This window comes from Schauerella aestuarii, from assembly GCF_009866805.1.
GTDB lineage: Bacteria > Pseudomonadota > Gammaproteobacteria > Burkholderiales > Burkholderiaceae_B > Schauerella > Schauerella aestuarii.
On the sequence record NZ_SIZW01000043.1, the window covers coordinates 772,592 to 788,453 of the forward strand.

10 protein-coding genes are annotated in these 15,862 nt (G+C 63.2%); 3 read left to right on the plus strand and 7 right to left on the minus strand.

Going from position 1 to position 15,862, the window contains the following annotated elements; all coding sequences use genetic code 11:
- Positions 1 to 50 precede the first annotated feature (50 nt).
- Positions 51 to 2,432, minus strand: coding sequence for an RNA-binding transcriptional accessory protein Tex (gene tex / locus EYW45_RS22785; protein WP_161137722.1), 2,382 nt, complete (start codon positions 2,430 to 2,432; stop codon positions 51 to 53).
- A gap of 163 nt (positions 2,433 to 2,595) precedes the next feature.
- Here tex and EYW45_RS22790 point away from each other — a divergent pair, with 163 nt between their 5' ends.
- From EYW45_RS22790 to EYW45_RS22800, 3 genes are all read left to right on the plus strand, one after another.
- Positions 2,596 to 4,752, plus strand: a complete 2,157-nt coding sequence (locus EYW45_RS22790) for an ATP-dependent DNA helicase (protein ID WP_161137723.1) — start codon at positions 2,596 to 2,598, stop codon at positions 4,750 to 4,752.
- Between the two features lie 146 nt (positions 4,753 to 4,898).
- Positions 4,899 to 6,878 carry an acetate--CoA ligase gene (gene acs, locus EYW45_RS22795; protein WP_161137724.1) on the plus strand — a complete coding sequence of 660 codons (1,980 nt, stop codon included), beginning with the start codon at positions 4,899 to 4,901 and terminating at the stop codon, positions 6,876 to 6,878.
- A gap of 472 nt (positions 6,879 to 7,350) precedes the next feature.
- Positions 7,351 to 9,342, plus strand: coding sequence for a bifunctional metallophosphatase/5'-nucleotidase (locus EYW45_RS22800; RefSeq protein ID WP_161138043.1), 1,992 nt, complete (start codon positions 7,351 to 7,353; stop codon positions 9,340 to 9,342).
- 77 nt (positions 9,343 to 9,419) lie between these two features.
- On the opposite strand, the gene phnE (EYW45_RS22805) is transcribed toward EYW45_RS22800, so the two are convergent.
- The 6 genes from phnE (EYW45_RS22805) to EYW45_RS22830 form a co-directional block, all read right to left on the minus strand.
- Positions 9,420 to 10,226, minus strand: coding sequence for a phosphonate ABC transporter, permease protein PhnE (phnE, locus tag EYW45_RS22805; protein WP_161137725.1), 807 nt, complete (start codon positions 10,224 to 10,226; stop codon positions 9,420 to 9,422).
- Entirely contained in the window at positions 10,223 to 11,017 is a 795-nt protein-coding gene (gene phnE, locus EYW45_RS22810) for a phosphonate ABC transporter, permease protein PhnE (RefSeq protein WP_161137726.1), read from the minus strand. The genes phnE (EYW45_RS22805) and phnE (EYW45_RS22810) overlap by 4 nt, the downstream gene beginning before the upstream one ends.
- A 130-nt stretch (positions 11,018 to 11,147) precedes the next feature.
- A complete protein-coding gene (phnC, locus tag EYW45_RS22815; protein WP_202444867.1) occupies positions 11,148 to 12,032 on the minus strand; it encodes a phosphonate ABC transporter ATP-binding protein in 885 nt (294 codons plus the stop codon).
- Complete coding sequence (gene phnD, locus EYW45_RS22820; RefSeq protein WP_235939188.1) at positions 12,029 to 13,051, minus strand: phosphate/phosphite/phosphonate ABC transporter substrate-binding protein; 1,023 nt, start codon at positions 13,049 to 13,051, stop codon at positions 12,029 to 12,031. Before phnD ends, phnC begins: the two co-directional genes overlap by 4 nt.
- A gap of 101 nt (positions 13,052 to 13,152) precedes the next feature.
- Entirely contained in the window at positions 13,153 to 14,421 is a 1,269-nt protein-coding gene (locus EYW45_RS22825) for an alginate O-acetyltransferase AlgX-related protein (protein WP_161137727.1), read from the minus strand.
- Entirely contained in the window at positions 14,421 to 15,827 is a 1,407-nt protein-coding gene (locus EYW45_RS22830) for an MBOAT family O-acyltransferase (protein WP_161137728.1), read from the minus strand. Before EYW45_RS22830 ends, EYW45_RS22825 begins: the two co-directional genes overlap by 1 nt.
- Between the last annotated feature and the right edge of the window lie 35 nt (positions 15,828 to 15,862).

Consider the following 15,862-nt stretch of genomic DNA (forward strand, 5'->3'; position numbering starts at 1 on the left):
GGATTTTTTTGCGGGGTCTGGCGTTCTACGCTCTACGTCTTACGTTCGCCTTACTTTTTAAGCTTGGCAAATGCTTGCGCAAGTGCGCCAGCCATCGCGCCGTCGCTCTTGGATGCCTGAGCTTGCTGGCCCTGCGGACGGCGGCCGCCGCCGGCATTGCCACCGCGCGGAGGCGGGGCGCCATCGGCGCTGCGACGAACGGGCGCTGCCGTGTCGTTCAGGCGCATCGTGAGTGCAACCCGTTTGCGCGCGACGTCCACTTCGATCACTTTGACGTTGACCGTTTGCCCGACGCGCACCACATCGCGCGGATCCTTGACGAATTTTTCCGCCAGCGCCGAAATGTGCACCAATCCGTCCTGGTGCACGCCGATATCGACGAAAGCCCCGAAGTTGGCGACGTTGGTGACCACGCCTTCCAGGATCATTCCCACGTGCAGGTCGTTGAGCGATTCCACGCCTTCCTTGAAGGTCGCGGTCTTGAATTCCGGACGCGGATCGCGGCCGGGCTTTTCGAGTTCGGCGAAGATGTCGCGCACCGTGGGCAAACCGAAACGCTCGTCGGTGAATTCTGACGGTGAGACGCCCTTGAGGGCTTCGCGCTGGCCGATGATGGTTTGCACGTCGGCCTTGATGCGCGCCACGATGCGCTGGACCACCGGGTAGGCTTCCGGATGCACCGACGACGCATCGAGTGGGTTGTCGCCGTTGGGAATGCGCAGGAAGCCGGCGGCTTGTTCGAATGCCTTGTCGCCGAAGCGCGGTACCTTGCGCAACATGTCGCGCGTGGGAAAGGCGCCGTTTTCATCGCGCCAGGCGACGATGTTGCGTGCCAGGAGGCTGTTCAAACCCGACACGCGGGCCAGCAACGCTGCCGAGGCGGTGTTGACGTCCACGCCCACGGCGTTCACGCAGTCTTCCACGGTGGCGTCAAGCGATCGTGCCAGTTCGCGCTGGTTGAGGTCGTGCTGATACTGCCCCACGCCGATCGCTTTGGGATCGATCTTGACCAGTTCGGCCAGCGGATCCTGCAGCCGGCGCGCGATCGAGACGGCGCCGCGCAACGTAACGTCCAGGTCGGGAAATTCCTGTGCGGCGATTTCAGATGCGGAATACACCGAGGCGCCGGCTTCGGACACGACGACCTTGGTGAGCGGCATCTCAGGGAACAAGCCCATCAGATCGCCAACCAGTTTTTCGGTTTCGCGCGATGCGGTGCCGTTGCCGATGGCGACGAGTTCGATGTTGTGGCGAGCGGCCAGCGCAGCAATGACCTTGATGGCGCCTTCGCGATCGCGACGCGGCTCGAAGGGATAGACGGTGGCGGTTTCCACGACTTTGCCCGTGCGGTCGATGGCCGCTACCTTCACACCCGTGCGGATGCCGGGATCGAGGCCCAGCACGGCTTTCGGGCCGGCGGGGGCCGCAAGCAGGAGATCTTTGAGATTGGCGGCAAATACACGAATCGCTTCGGCTTCAGCGTCGTCGCGCAACCGGGCGATGACTTCCGATTCGAAGGTCGTCAACAGTTTGACGCGCCACGTCCAGCGGCACACTTCGCCCATCCAGCGGTCGCGCGGCGACGCGTCCAGTGCAAACGGTTTCGATCCGAATTTGAGAAAGTCAGCTACGCGCGCCACGCAGGGATGCGGCGTCTGCGCTTCGAGCTCGGCTTCCAGACCCATGCGCAGTTCGAGCACGCCTTGCTGACGGCCGCGCAGCAGCGCCAGAATGCGGTGCGAGGGCAGGGTGCGCAGGGGCTCGTTGAAGTCGAACCAGTCGCGGAAATTCGCGCCTTCATGTTCCTTGCCGTCGGCCATCTTGGAGTAGATGAGGCCGGTCGACCACAAATGCTCGCGCATGTGGGTGAGCAAATCGGCGTTCTCGGCAAAGCGTTCCGCCAGGATATCGCGGGCACCGTCCAGGGCCGTCTTGGCGTCGGCAATCGACGCTTCGGCGTTCAGATAGCCTTCGGCGAGTGCAGCCGGATCGCAGGTCGGGTTGGCCAGGATGGCGTCGGCGAGCGGCTCCAGGCCCGCTTCGCGCGCGATCTGGGCGCGAGTGCGGCGCTTGGGCTTGTAGGGGGCGTACAGGTCTTCAAGACGCTGTTTGGTATCGGCCGACTTGAGCTCCTGCTGGAGTTCGGGCGTAAGTTTGCCCTGTTGCAGCACCGATTCGAGAATCGCGGCGCGCCGGCCTTCGAGGTCGCGCAGATAGCCCAGGCGCACTTCGAGGTTACGCAGCACGGTGTCGTCCAGACCGCCCGTCGCTTCCTTGCGGTAGCGGGCGATGAACGGCACGGTTGCGCCGCCATCCAGCAGTTCGATGGCGGAGGCCAATTGCGAGGGCCGCGCGCCCAACTCGGTGGTGAGCTGGGCAAGGATGCGGGCGGTGTCTTCGGCTGCGGTGGTGGTAGCGGTAATCTGGGTCATCTCGTCAGGCGGCGAACGTCGAACAAGGGCCGGATTGTGCCATACCCGGTACGGCTTTCCGCCTGGCGCAGCGTGGCACATTTGGTCACAGTGCGACATTGCGGTCGCGGGTGGCGGTGACCCACCGAGTATGATGCGCCCTTGTCCTGGCCCTGTTGCGCGCATGTTCGACGTCGATATTTCCGAATTCTTTTCCGAAGAGGGCCCGCTGGCAGCGTTGCCCGGGTACCGGCCGCGCGCGGCGCAGATCGAGTTGGCGCAGGCGATCGACGAAACCATCCGCAAGCGCGGCACCCTGGTGGCCGAGGCGGGCACCGGTATCGGCAAGACCTGGGCGTATCTGATTCCCGCGTTTGCCAGTGGTGGCAAGGTACTGATTTCCACCGGTACGCGCACATTGCAGGATCAGCTTTTCGGCCGCGATCTGCCGCGCGTGCGCAAGGCGCTGTCCATGCCGGTGACGGCCGCGTTGCTCAAGGGCCGCGGCAATTATGTGTGCCATTACCATCTTGAACGCCTGGGCGAGGACGAACGCGCGCTGAAGTCGCGGACCGAAGTCGGCCAGCTGCGCAAGATCCAGTTGTTTGCCAAGCAAACCCAGACCGGCGATCGCGCCGATCTGGGCCAGGTGCCTGAAGACGCCGACATCTGGCAGCGCGTGACCTCCACCCGCGAGAATTGTCTGGGCCAGGAGTGCCCGCACATCCGCGATTGCTTCGTGGTCAAGGCGCGACGGCAAGCGCAGGAAGCCGACATCGTGGTGGTCAACCACGCATTGTTCATGGCCGACCTGATGCTGCGTGAAGAAGGGATTACCGATTTGCTGCCGCAGGCCGATACGGTGATTTTCGACGAAGCCCATCAATTGCCCGACACCGCGACGCGCTTTCTGGGCAGTAGTGTGTCCACGCATCAGTTGCTCGACTTCGGCCGCATGCTTGAAGTGGCGGGGTTGGCGCACGCGCGCGAAGTCACCAACTGGAGCGATGCCAATCGCCGCGTTGAGCAAGCCACGCGCGAATTGCGTCTGGCCTGTGCGCCGCTGGAAGGCATGCCGGGCCGCAAGGCGACGTTCGAAGCCATGCCCGAACCCGAAGCCTTCGACGAGGCGCTCGAAACCCTGCGCAATACGCTGGAAACGGTCGTGCAGGCCTTGAGCGTCGTGTCGGAAAAGCATCCCGACCTCACCGCGGCTGCGCGCGCCGGGGCCGATCTGATGGTTCGCCTGAAGCGCTGGAGCGAGCCCGGCCGCGGTCAGGCGGCCATGCTGGCCGAGGAAGACGACGCCGAGCCGGAAGACGGCGTGCAGCAACTTGCCGATGCGCTGGATGGCAAGGTGCCGGGCGCCGGTTGGGGGCAGACGCCGGCCGATGCCAAGGCCGCCGATGCGCGGTTCGTGGCGCCGGGCGTGTCCGGGGCGGCTGCGCCGAAGTCGTCCTGGGCCAATTGGACGGGTCCGGCGGTGCGCTGGGTCGAACTCGGCGCGCATCATATTCGTTTGCATGCCGCGCCGTTGTCGGTCGCGCGCGCGTTTTCGCGCTTCCGCCGTTCCGACCAGTCCTGGATTTTGACGTCGGCCACGTTGTCGGTGGCAGGCGACTTCGGGCACTTCACGCGTCAGCTTGGGCTGTCGGGCGCGCGTACGGGGCAGTGGGCCTCGCCCTTCGATTACGCCACCCAGGGCCTGCTGTATGTGCCGCGCGGATTGCCCGAGCCGCATTCTCCGCAGTTTGCCGAGCGGTTCGTCGAGGTGTTGATGCCGATGCTGCATGCCAGCCCGGGCGGCGCCTTGATTTTGTGCACAACGTTGCGCGCGGTAGACCGGTTTGCGACCTTGTTCGAGGATGCCTTCGACCGCGATGGCGTGGAGTGGCCGCTGCTCAAGCAGGGCGATGCGACGCGCCGGGACTTGCTGGATCGCTTTCGTACGCTCGAGCATCCGGTGCTGGTGGGCAGTGCGAGTTTCTGGGAAGGGATCGACCTGCCGGGCACGCTCCTCACGCTGGTGGCGATCGACAAACTCCCGTTCGCACCGCCTGACGATCCGGTGATCGAAGCGCGGCTGCGCGCCTGTCGCGAGCGCGGCGGCAATCCATTTGCCGAGTTTCAATTGCCGGACGCGGCCATCTCGCTCAAGCAGGGGGCGGGGCGCCTGATCCGCACGATCGAAGACTGGGGCGTGCTGGTGGTAGGCGACACCCGTCTGGTCGACAAGCCCTACGGCAAACGCCTGTGGCGCGGCCTGCCGCCCTTCGCCCGCACTCGCGATCCCAACGAGGCGGTCGGCTTTTATACGAAGCGGACAGACCCGGTCACATGAGCCAACTTTACTGACGGCTTTTAGGGGATCAGGACTGGTATTCTGTCGGTCGAGATAGCGTCTGCGTAAGGTGTCAGTAAGAGCTTGGCGATAGGGTGGCCTTCACGGTTCACCGCTTGCGCGGATAGAAACCAATAGGAGACCCCATGTCCAACGCCATTCAGTCCGTCATGCATGAAACCCGCGTATTCCAACCGCCCAAAGCGCTGGTGGATACCGCAACGATTTCGGGTCTCGATGCGTACCGCACCTTATGCAAAGCCATCGACGACGACTTCGATGGATTCTGGAGCAAGCAGGCAACCGAGCAACTCGAATGGCTGAAGCCATTCACACGCGTGCTCGACGAATCGGATGCGCCGTTCTACAAGTGGTTCGACGACGGCCAGCTCAACGTGTCGGCCAACTGCCTGGACAAGCATGTCGCGGCGGGCAAGGGCGAGAAGACCGCGCTGATTTTCGAAAGCGACGATGCCAAGGTCACGCATGTCAGCTACGCCGAATTGCTCACGCGGGTCTGCCGATTTGCCAATGGCATCAAGGCGCTGGGCTACAAAAAGGGCGATCGCGCCATCATCTACATGCCGATGTCGGTCGAGGCCGTGGTGGCCATGCAGGCCTGCGCGCGCCTGGGGATCACGCACTCGGTGGTGTTCGGCGGATTCTCGGCCAAGAGCTTGCAGGAGCGCATCGTCGACGTCGGCGCCACGCTTGTCATCACTGCCGATGAGCAGGTGCGCGGCGGCAAGACCATTCCGCTCAAACCCGCTGTGGAAGATGCGTTCAAGATGGGCGGCTGCGACGCCGTCAAGAAAACGATCGTGTATCGCCGTACCGGCGGCAAGGTCAACTGGGACGAGGCGCGCGATGTGTGGATGCACGATGTAGAAGCCAATCAGGCCGATACGTGCGAGCCGGTGGCGGTCGATGCCGAGCATCCGCTCTTCATCCTCTACACATCGGGATCCACCGGCAAGCCGAAGGGCGTGCAGCATGCCTCGGCCGGATATCTGCTGTGGGCGTTGCTCACGGTGAAGTGGACGTTCGACGCCAAAGACAGCGATGTGTACTGGTGCACGGCCGATGTGGGCTGGATCACGGGCCATACTTACATCACCTATGGCCCGTTGGCTGCCGGGCTGACGCAAGTCGTGTTCGAAGGCGTGCCGACCTACCCCAACGCAAGCCGGTTCTGGGAAATGATCGATCGCCATAAGGTGACGACGTTCTACACGGCGCCTACCGCGATCCGGTCGCTGGTGAAGGCTGCCGATACGAATCCCGACACGCATCCCAAACATTTCGATTTGAGCAGCTTGCGCATCCTCGGCACGGTGGGCGAACCGATCAACCCCGAGGCTTGGATGTGGTACTACAAAGAGGTCGGTCGTGAACGTTGCCCGATCGTGGATACGTGGTGGCAGACCGAAACCGGGGGCCACATGATCACGCCGTTGCCGGGCGCGACGCCGATGAAGCCAGGGTCGTGCACGCTGCCCCTGCCGGGCATTGCCGCTGCGATCGTGGACGAAGCCGGTGGCGACGTGGAGCAGGGCAATGGCGGGTTCCTGGTGGTCAAGCGTCCGTGGCCCGGCATGATCCGCAATATCTGGGGCGACCCCGAGCGTTTCAAGAGCAGCTATTTCCCGCCCGAACTCAAAGGCTATTACCTGGCAGGCGACGGTGCGCAGCGCGACAGCGACGGCTACTTCTGGATCATGGGCCGTATCGACGACGTGCTAAACGTATCGGGACATCGTCTGGGCACGATGGAGGTGGAGTCGGCATTGGTCTCGCACGAGTTGGTGGCTGAAGCCGCTGTGGTGGGCCGGCCCGACGACACCACCGGCGAAGCCGTGGTGGCTTTCGTGGTGCTGAAGGGTGCCCGTCCTGAAGGCGACGAAGCGTTGGCCATTGCGAAGACGCTGCGCGATTGGGTGGGTCGCGAAATCGGTCCGATCGCCAAGCCCAAGGACATTCGTTTTGGCGATAACTTACCGAAAACCCGTTCGGGCAAAATCATGCGCCGACTGTTGCGCGTGGTGGCCAAGGGCGAAGAGGTCACGCAAGACATCTCGACGCTTGAAAATCCGGCGATTCTGGAGCAGTTGGCCAAGCCGATTTGAGATGACGGTATGACGTGACGCAGTGCACGGGCCCCTGATGTTCACGCTGCGAGTTGATCGCGGCAGTGGATGTCAGGGGCCTTTTTCTTTGAGTGATGGAAGCATTCATTTCGATGCGGTGGGCACCCTGATTCGTGTGTTTTTACAGAAAAGATATCGATCTATAGGGAGTAAGAAATGTCATCGACTGCGACGTTGTCCAGCGATGCCTATCATCCAGATACCCGTGATTCGTCGATGGCCTGCTGGCGTAGCTCACTGCGTCGATGGCCAGGATGGACACGCAGCCTTGCGTAATACGTTCGCCGATTCGCTTGCCTTACCGTCATTTATTGACGCCGTCATGACGAACGATTTCAACGTCTGATTCTTCATCAAGACTCCGCATTTTAATGCGCGTGTCACGTGCCCTGATCACGCTGGCGACTCCTTATAAGCGAAAGGATCGCGCGCAATGCAACACGCACATAAGATGCCGCAGGGGCACATCGAATCACGCGGCGCACTGCCGGTTGGTGGCGGCAAGCTGCTGCTGGCGGCGCTGCTCAGCGCAGGATTGCTGGCCGGTTGCGGCAGCGACGATGATGACGACACGCCCGTGGAAACGCCCACACCCACGCAGCCCGCGCCAGAGCCTGCGCCGCCTGAACCCAGCCCCACCGCACGTGCAATCGATCTGACGATCTTGCACATCAACGACCAGCACTCCAATCTCGACAGCAAGGCCAAGACGTTGCAGTTGCAGAATGCGGCTGGCACACGCGTGGCCGCCACCGTGGATGCGGCGGGATTTCCGCGCGTGAAAACCGCGTTCGATGAACTCTCGCAGAACGCGGGCAATGTGCTCAAGCTGCATGCGGGCGATGCGTTGACCGGCACGCTGTACTTCAATCGTGCAGGCGCGATCGGCGAAGCCGATGCCGCGATGATGAATACGGTGTGCTTCGATGCGTTTACGTTGGGCAACCACGAGTTCGATAAAGGCGACACCGAGCTCAAAGCCTTTATCGACCGCTTGCATGGCGGCAGTTGCCAGACCCCCGTATTGAGCGCCAACGTGAACTTCGGCGCCGCATCGGCGCTGAATGCCAGCCGTGCACCAGGGTATGTACGGCCTGCCGTTGTGGTGGAGCGCGAAGGTGAGAAGATCGGTATCGTGGGCCTCACGGTGGCACTCAAGACCAAGGGCTCGTCGAGCCCCGATCCGGATACCACGTTCGAAGAAGAGACGGTAGCTGCGCAACGTGCGATCGATGGGCTGACCGCGCAGGGCGTGAACAAGATCGTGTTGCTCAGCCACATCGGCTACAGCCTGGATCGTCAGGTGCTCGCCAATCTGAGTGGGGTGGATGTAGTGGTGGGCGGGGACTCGCACACGCTCCTCGGGCCTGCGGCGATGACCACCTACGGCGTGGGTTCGCCGGCCGGCGCGTATGCCGAGCCCCTGAAGAACAAGGACGGCGACACCGTGTGCCTGGCGCAAGCGTGGGAGTACACGCAGGTGGTGGGCGAAATCAAGGTGAGCTTCGACATCGATGGTCGCGTGACCGCGTGCGGCGGTACCCCGCATGTGTTGATCGGCGACACGTTCCAGGTTGGCGGCGCACCGGCATCGGCTGCGGATCGCAATGCGTTTTTGAACGACATTGCGGCGAGCGGCTTTCTGCGCGTGACCGCACCCAGTGCGCAAGCGACCGCAGTGTTGGCCCCCTATAAGGCCGAAGTGGATGTGTTCAAGGCGAAGGTCGTGGCGCAAGCACCCGACGAGATCTGCTCGCGCCGAGTGCCGGGGGGCGCGGGTACGGTGGATTACAGTCGCTCGAGCGCGGCGTGCAATGCGCTGGGCGAGGTGAGCCTGCGGGGCGGGGATATTCAACAACTCGTGGCGCAAGCTTATCTGGAGGTGGCCAATGCCAGCTACGGTGGCGCCGACATTGCCCTGCAAAGCGGCGGCGGCGTGCGTGTGCCGATGGCCGGCAATGTGACCGCAGCGGATGTGATCGAAGTGCTGCCGTTCGGCAACCTGCTTTATCGTCTGGACATCACGGGCGACGAGGCGCGCGGCATGATCGAGGACGGCCTGGATGCGGTGTACAAGACCGGCGGTTCCACCGGCCCTTATCCCTACACCGGCGGCATGCGTTTCGATGTGAATGCGGCGCAGGCCAAAGGGCAGCGCGCAAGCAATATCGAGGTGTTCGATGCCGCGTCAGGCACCTGGGCGCCGTTGACTGCGACGCGAACGTACAAGCTGTTCGTGTTGAGCTTCAATGCGACCGGTGGTGATGGGTATGCCACGTTGGCCAAGGTTCCCGCCGATCGCCGCACCGATATCGGTGTGCTCGATAGCGATGTGTTCCAGACGTATATCGATGGGTTGCCCAAGGATCCGGTATCCCAATTGCCGGTGATCCGCAAGTTGCCGGCGGCGCTTTACAGCACCAAGACTTACGCCGGGAACTGAGCGGGTTGAAGCGCGTGTGTGCGGTAGCGATGAGGCCGCACGCACGCCATCGGGCCACCCGGCCCGATTGTCAGCCTTCAAATGATCGCTTGCCGTACGCGATTCGATAACCATTCGGCAAAGATCACCGTGCCCAGAATGGCGATGAAAATGATCGTGACCTGCGGCCAGGCCAACGTGTCGATCGACGCGGCCAGGGGCAGCCCAATGCCGCCGGCGCCCACGATGCCGAGCACGGTGGATTCGCGGATGTTGATGTCCCAGCGGTAAACGGCGGTGCTGACGAGAGCGGGGAGCACCTGCGGCACGACGGCATAGGTGAGCACCTGAGCCGAAGTGGCGCCGGTCGCAGTGACGGCTTCGACCTGGCGTGCATCGACTTCCTCGATGGCTTCGTAGAGCAGTTTGCCCATGAAGCCGATCGACCGCAATGCGATGGCGATGATGCCGGCGAGCACGCCGGGCCCCACGATCGTGACGAGCAGAATGGCCCAGATCAACGAGTTGATCGAGCGTGAGGCCACGATTATCGTCAACGCCAGGGGGCGCAGCACAAGGACGCTGGGGGTGGTGTTGCGCGCCGCCAGAAATGCGACGGGTATCGCGATGAGCGTGCCGATTGCCGTGCCCAGGGTAGCGATGTTCAGGGTGTCCCAAAGCGGACGGAGGATGGTCTGCGCGTAGGGCCAGCGGGGCGGAAACATGCGCGCGATCATGTCCCAACCGGCGCTTGGGGCGTCGGCCACGAAAACCCACATGGTGTTGTCGCTGATCAGCTTACCGCTGAGGTAGAACGCCAGGGCAGCGGTAAGCCATCCAAGCCAGATGAGCCATTGCGCCGATCGCGTGCGGCGTTGCCACAGGGGAGGGGAAAGTCGATTCACATGAACCTCCGGCGCACGACACCCGAAGCGTATTCGCACAGCATCACGATGGCGATGATCAGCAACAGGATCGCCGCGGCCGTTTCGAATTCATAACGATCGAAGGACGTATTCAATGTGGCGCCGATGCCGCCGGCGCCCACGATGCCGATGATGGCAGCTTCGCGGAAGTTGATGTCGAGCCGGTACAGCGAGAGGCCGATCAGGCGCGGCATGACCTGAGGTATCACGGCATAGGTCACCCACTGCAGCCACGAGGCGCCCGTCGCGGCGACGGCATCCATCTGGGCGCGGTCGGCGGCTTCGATGTCGTCGGCCAGCAGCTTGGCGAGGAATCCCATCGATGCAATCACCAAGGTGAGCATCCCGGCAAACGGCCCGAAGCCGAACATCTTGACGAGCAGGATGGCGATGATGAGTTCCGGAAACGCGCGCGATACGGCGATGAAGCCGCGGCAGTTCACCCGGATCCATACGGGGCTGATGTTGCGGGCGGCGCCCAGGCCAACGGGAATGCTCAACACCACGCCGATGCAGGTCGAGGCCACGGCCATCGCCACGCTTTCCAGCACGCCTTCGCTGATCTCGCGCCAGCGCGTGACGAAGTCGGGTGAGGAGAACGCTGCCACGAAGCGCCAGCCGCGCACGAGGCCTTCGGCCAGGCGATCCCAACTGATGGTGATCGAGGTGGTCGCGGCAATCAGATAGAGCGCAACGGCGATCCACAACGCCATGCGCCAGACGGGCGATTGAATGAAGGGCGGTCGGTGCCAGGTGCGTAGCGAGGTCATAGCGGGCAGGGCCTGTGACAGGGCGGAGAAATCAGGAAGCGGCCAACCTGCCGCATGCAAATGGGCGAGCGCCGATGCCTGAGCGGATGCAGGCGCATGCACCTTGCATAACACCCCATCGAACGTGGCGTCATGCCGTCGCCGAGGCGACGCGTAGCGGGGTATCGAGCGGTGGCGAGGCGGGGGGACGATCGGATGCGCCGTCTTGTTTAGCGGACGCGGGCGTGCCCCAGTCTTCGGTGCCATAGATGGCCGTCAACGCCGCAGCATCCAGGGTGGTCGGCACGCCGTCGAACACGATGGCGCCCTTATGCAGGCCCACGACCCGATCGGCGAACTGGCTGGCCAGCGCCACGTCGTGAATGTTGATCACGGCCGATAATCCGCGTTCGCGGCATAGCTCGCAGATCAGTCGCATGATCTGACGCGCCGTTTTGGGATCGAGACTCGCGGTGGGTTCATCCACCAGCAGCAAGCGAGGGCTCTGCATCAGCGCGCGTGCGATGCCCACCCGTTGCCGCTGACCGCCGGATAGGGCATCGGCTCGCTTGTTCTCGAAGCCCGCGAGCCCCACTCGATCAAGAAAGTCGAAGGCCTGATCGATATCGTGTTGCGGGTACTTGCGCAGCCAACTGCGCCAGAACCCGGTATAGCCCAAGCGTCCGGACAACACGTTTTCCATCACGCTCAGCCGTTCGACCAGCGCATACTCCTGAAAAATCATGCCGAGCTTGCGGCGATGCTGGCGCAAGGTGCGTGCGTTGCCGCTGCCGATGTCGGCGCCATCGAGCAGCACGCGGCCTGAGGTGGGTTCTACCAGGCGATTGATGCAGCGGATCAGCGTGCTCTTGCCGGCGCCGGAGGGGCCGATCAGCGCCAGCACCTGGCCTTCCGGCACCCTGAGATCCACCTCGCGCAGTGCGAGATCGCCTGTGCGGTAGCGCTTCGAGAGCCCCTGAAGCGTCAGCAGCGCCGGCGCCGTATCCTGCGCTATCGTGACTTGCGCCGTGCTCATTTGCAGCTGTAGTTGATCTTCATGGCGGCGTCGATGTCGCGCACCACGGCCCAGTGCTGCTTGTAGGTGATGGGCATGAAGGCTTCCTGGGGCGGCTCGGATTTGCCGAACTCGGCCAGCAGGGTGGAACCCTCCCAGTTGAACGACATGAACGCTTCGCGCACCTTGGCCGCCAACTCGGGCTTCAGGTTGTAGACGTAGCCATAGCCCGTGGTCGGGAAGGGTTCTGATTTGTAGATGCTGCGCAACTTGGCACCATCTACAGCCTTGCGCGCCACCATGCGATTCATGACCGAATTCGCGACTGCGGCGGCGTCGTAATCCTTGTTGGCCACGCCGATGATGGAGTTGTCGTGCTTGCCCGAAAAGGCAGCCTTGTAGTCCGTGTCGACCGTCATGCCGTACGTGCTTGCCAGCAGCGCCGACGGGGCCTTGTAGCCGGAGTTGGACGTTTGCGAGGTGAACGCGATGGTCTTGCCTTTGAGATCGGTGATCTGCTTGGCGGTGCTGTCGGCGGGCACGATGATTTCCATCTCGTAGCCGAAGTTGCCTTTCTTGTCGGCCATCATCGTGAACGGCACGAAACCCGCGCAGTTCACGGCGAGCGGATTGCTGCCGGTGTTGAACCCCGCCACATGCAGACGGCCCGAGCGCATGGCTTCGAGCTGGGCGGCATTGGATTGCACGGGGAAGAACTGCACTTTCTTGCCGGTGACTTTTTCGAGGTGCTTCAGAAAGCCATCCCACACGCCGCGATACACCTCGGGATCTTCGACCGGCGTATAGGCAAACACCAACGTCGAGGGATCGATCCACGCTTTGGGATCCTCGGGCGCGTCAGCCACCATGTCGCCATCGCGATCGCAGTACTTCGCGTCCAGTGCACCACGCGGGCAATCCTGGGCATGTGCGTCGAGCGCGGGCAAAAGGGCAGCACCGCCGATCAAGGCGATGGACAACGCGAGTTGCATTTTCATGGTCATGGGCCGGTAAGAGAACATGCCGGCGAGTATGAACATGTAATGTGACCGAACGATGGCATGACGCAGACGCGCCGGGCGAAGGCCCGTTCAACGGCGTGAGATGTCGGCGCCTGGATCGCTGTCGAGCGACGTCGGCGTTATTGCGCGCCGCTCGTCTTCTTGCTCGTGGTCCACACCGGCAGGCCGTCACGCGGCGCCTGGATCACGCGTTCCGGAATTTCCCAAATGACGAGTTTCGGGGGCGTTTCCTTGAACGCGGGTCCGCCGAAATAGTCGCGTGCGGACCCTTCGAAATCGCCGCCGTCTTTGGCGAAATTGCCGATTCGGGTATGCAGGTCGCGTTCGACGAAACCCACGAAGTTCGACGTGCGCGAGAAGGAGGTACCGATCAGTGCGACGGTGGGCAGGTTGTCGTCGCCAAACAGATCGTCGGCCGCGTCGTTCGATGTGCCTGACGACGATGACGGTGCAGAGGCCGATGGCGTCGATTGAACCGCCGATGCTGGCGTGCCGGCCGCAACGGGCGATGCACCAGGCTGTGCCGCGTCGCGTTTCTTGAATACCGTATTCGCCGCCACTTCCGGCTGCGGCTGATGCTGCGGGGCCAGCCAGTCGATGCCTGCCAGGCGTACGAGATCGCCCGGCCGCGCCGCTTGCGTGGTGGCGGTCGTGTAATCCACGCGCGGCGTGACGTTGATGCCCCGGCTGTTGACGCGCCTGGCAATTTCGGCGGCTGCCACGGCTGCGCCGGTTTCGTTCCAGTGCGTATCGGTGCGCAGAAAGGCGCGCATGCCTTGCGGATCGGCCTGCACGGCGGCCAGCACCGGCGTCAGATCGAGGGTATCGATGCCCGCATGCGCAAGCGCGGCAGTCCAATTTTTGACGCGATAGGCAAAGGAAGATGGCCTTGCGACGCCGCACAATTGCTGGGCCTCGATACGTGCCTTGTCCGGCACCACGACGACCAGCAGATTGATCTTGCGCTGCGCGAGTTCGCGCTTGACGGCCAGCACGTCCTGGATGCGCGCGTCGGCGTCGCGGCCGGCGTGTGGGTAGGGCCGCAGTTCATCGGCCAGAAACAGCCATCCCGGGCAGCCTTGGCGTACACGCGGACCGAGGTCACCGATGGCGCGCCAACTGAAGCCGCGTTCGAGCTTTGCCGACTCGGCAGGCAGCGGCGCCAGGCTGAGCGAATCCGCCATCTTTTGCATGACGCGGCCATCCATGAAGGTCGGTATCGACACGCCCTGTGGAAACAGATCGAGATGGCCACGCCACGTGGCCCAGAGCGTGGTGGCCAAACCGACCATCATGAGCAGCATGAAGACGGCGCCGGGCAGCGCACGCAGAACGCCGGGCGCATGCGCGACCGTGGCGGAGGTGGGATCGTCGGGTGGGCGCGTCATCAGAACTGGAAGTACAGGAAAGGGACGGCGCCGCGGCTGGCAATCAGCGCGAACGCGAGAAGGAATGCGGGAATGGGCCACACGAGCGCCGCGCCCTGCGCCCAAGCGCCACCGCGGCGCAAGCAGTAGGGACCCCATGCGGGAGCCACGCAGCAGGCGATGCCCAGTACGATCGTCATCCATTGCGCCGGCCGCATCGCCAGCCGAAGCGCGTCGCCCAAGGCGATGCCGTGCAGGCCGAATTGGCCGGCATACATGGTGAGCGCCGAGTCCAGCGTATGCGCACGAAACAAGGTCCAGGCCAACATCACGAAGAGCAGTGTGGCGATATGGGCGAGCGGGCGCGGCAGATCGGGCAGACCTTGTCGAGTCCAGAGGCGCTCTGCGCACAGGGCAAGGCCATGCGCGATGCCCCAGAGCAGGAAATTCCAGCTGTCGCCGCCGTGCCACAGGCCGGCGATGCCCATGGTCAGCAGCAGGTTGCGATAGGTATTGAAGGCGCCGCCTCGGTTGCCGCCCAACGGGATGTAGAGGTAGTCGCGCAGCCAGGTCGAGAGCGACAGGTGCCAGCGCCGCCAGAAATCCTGCATGCTGCGGGCGAGGTAGGGATGCATGAAGTTTTCGGGAAAATGAAACCCCAGCATGAGCCCCAGTCCGATCGCCATGGCGCTGTAACCGGCAAAGTCGAAGAACAACTGCAGCGTGTAGCCCAGGCATCCCAGCCACGCGTCGGCAAGCGAAGGCTGCGGCAGGGCGAAAGCGATGTCGACGATGGGCGCGAGCGTATCGGCAATCAGCACCTTCATGCTCATGCCGATCATGAAGCGCCGTGCGCCCAACGAGAAGTTGGTCCAGTCGACCGCGCGCGAAACGAGTTCGCGCTTGACCCAGTCATAGCGAATGATGGGGCCGGCGATCAGGTGCACGAACATCGCCTGATACGCCCCGAAGTTGATGAAGCTGTAGTCGGCCGGCACGGTGCGGCGCTGCACGTCGATCAGATACGAAATCGATTGCAGGATGATGAACGACAAGCCGATCGGCAGGACGACGCGCTGCCATTCGAGCGGCATGGCGCCTGCGTAAACGCGCGCGCTGTTGAACGTCTCGACCACGATGTTGGCATATTTGTACCAGCACAAAATGGCCAGGCTGACGACGATCAACGCGGTGAGCACGATGCTGCGCCGACGATCCGATCCCGCGCGATCGATCGCGATGCCGCCACCCCAGCCCAGAATCGTGATGGCGATGAAAAGCAGCAAAAAAAGTGGGCTCCACCAACCGTAGAACACCCAGCTGCAGAGAAGCAGCGTGGCGTTGCGCAGACGCTGTCCTACCAGCACGTAGAGAATCAGGAACGTGGGCAGAAACAGCGTCAGAAACTCGAGGGACGCGAAGACCATGGGGCTGCTTTCGGGTTGCGGGAATCGAGCGGACG

Excerpts from the sequence above, each read along its gene's own strand:
- EYW45_RS22800 (WP_161138043.1), top strand. The coding sequence starts at position 7,351 with ATGCCGCAGGGGCACATCGAATCACGCGGCGCACTGCCGGTTGGTGGC.
- EYW45_RS22830 (WP_161137728.1), bottom strand. The coding sequence starts at position 15,827 with ATGGTCTTCGCGTCCCTCGAGTTTCTGACGCTGTTTCTGCCCACGTTC.
- phnE (WP_161137726.1), bottom strand. The coding sequence starts at position 11,017 with ATGACCTCGCTACGCACCTGGCACCGACCGCCCTTCATTCAATCGCCC.
- EYW45_RS22790 (WP_161137723.1), top strand. The coding sequence starts at position 2,596 with ATGTTCGACGTCGATATTTCCGAATTCTTTTCCGAAGAGGGCCCGCTG.
- tex (WP_161137722.1), bottom strand. The coding sequence starts at position 2,432 with ATGACCCAGATTACCGCTACCACCACCGCAGCCGAAGACACCGCCCGC.
- EYW45_RS22825 (WP_161137727.1), bottom strand. The coding sequence starts at position 14,421 with ATGACGCGCCCACCCGACGATCCCACCTCCGCCACGGTCGCGCATGCG.
- acs (WP_161137724.1), top strand. The coding sequence starts at position 4,899 with ATGTCCAACGCCATTCAGTCCGTCATGCATGAAACCCGCGTATTCCAA.
- phnC (WP_202444867.1), bottom strand. The coding sequence starts at position 12,032 with ATGAGCACGGCGCAAGTCACGATAGCGCAGGATACGGCGCCGGCGCTG.
- phnD (WP_235939188.1), bottom strand. The coding sequence starts at position 13,051 with ATGTTCATACTCGCCGGCATGTTCTCTTACCGGCCCATGACCATGAAA.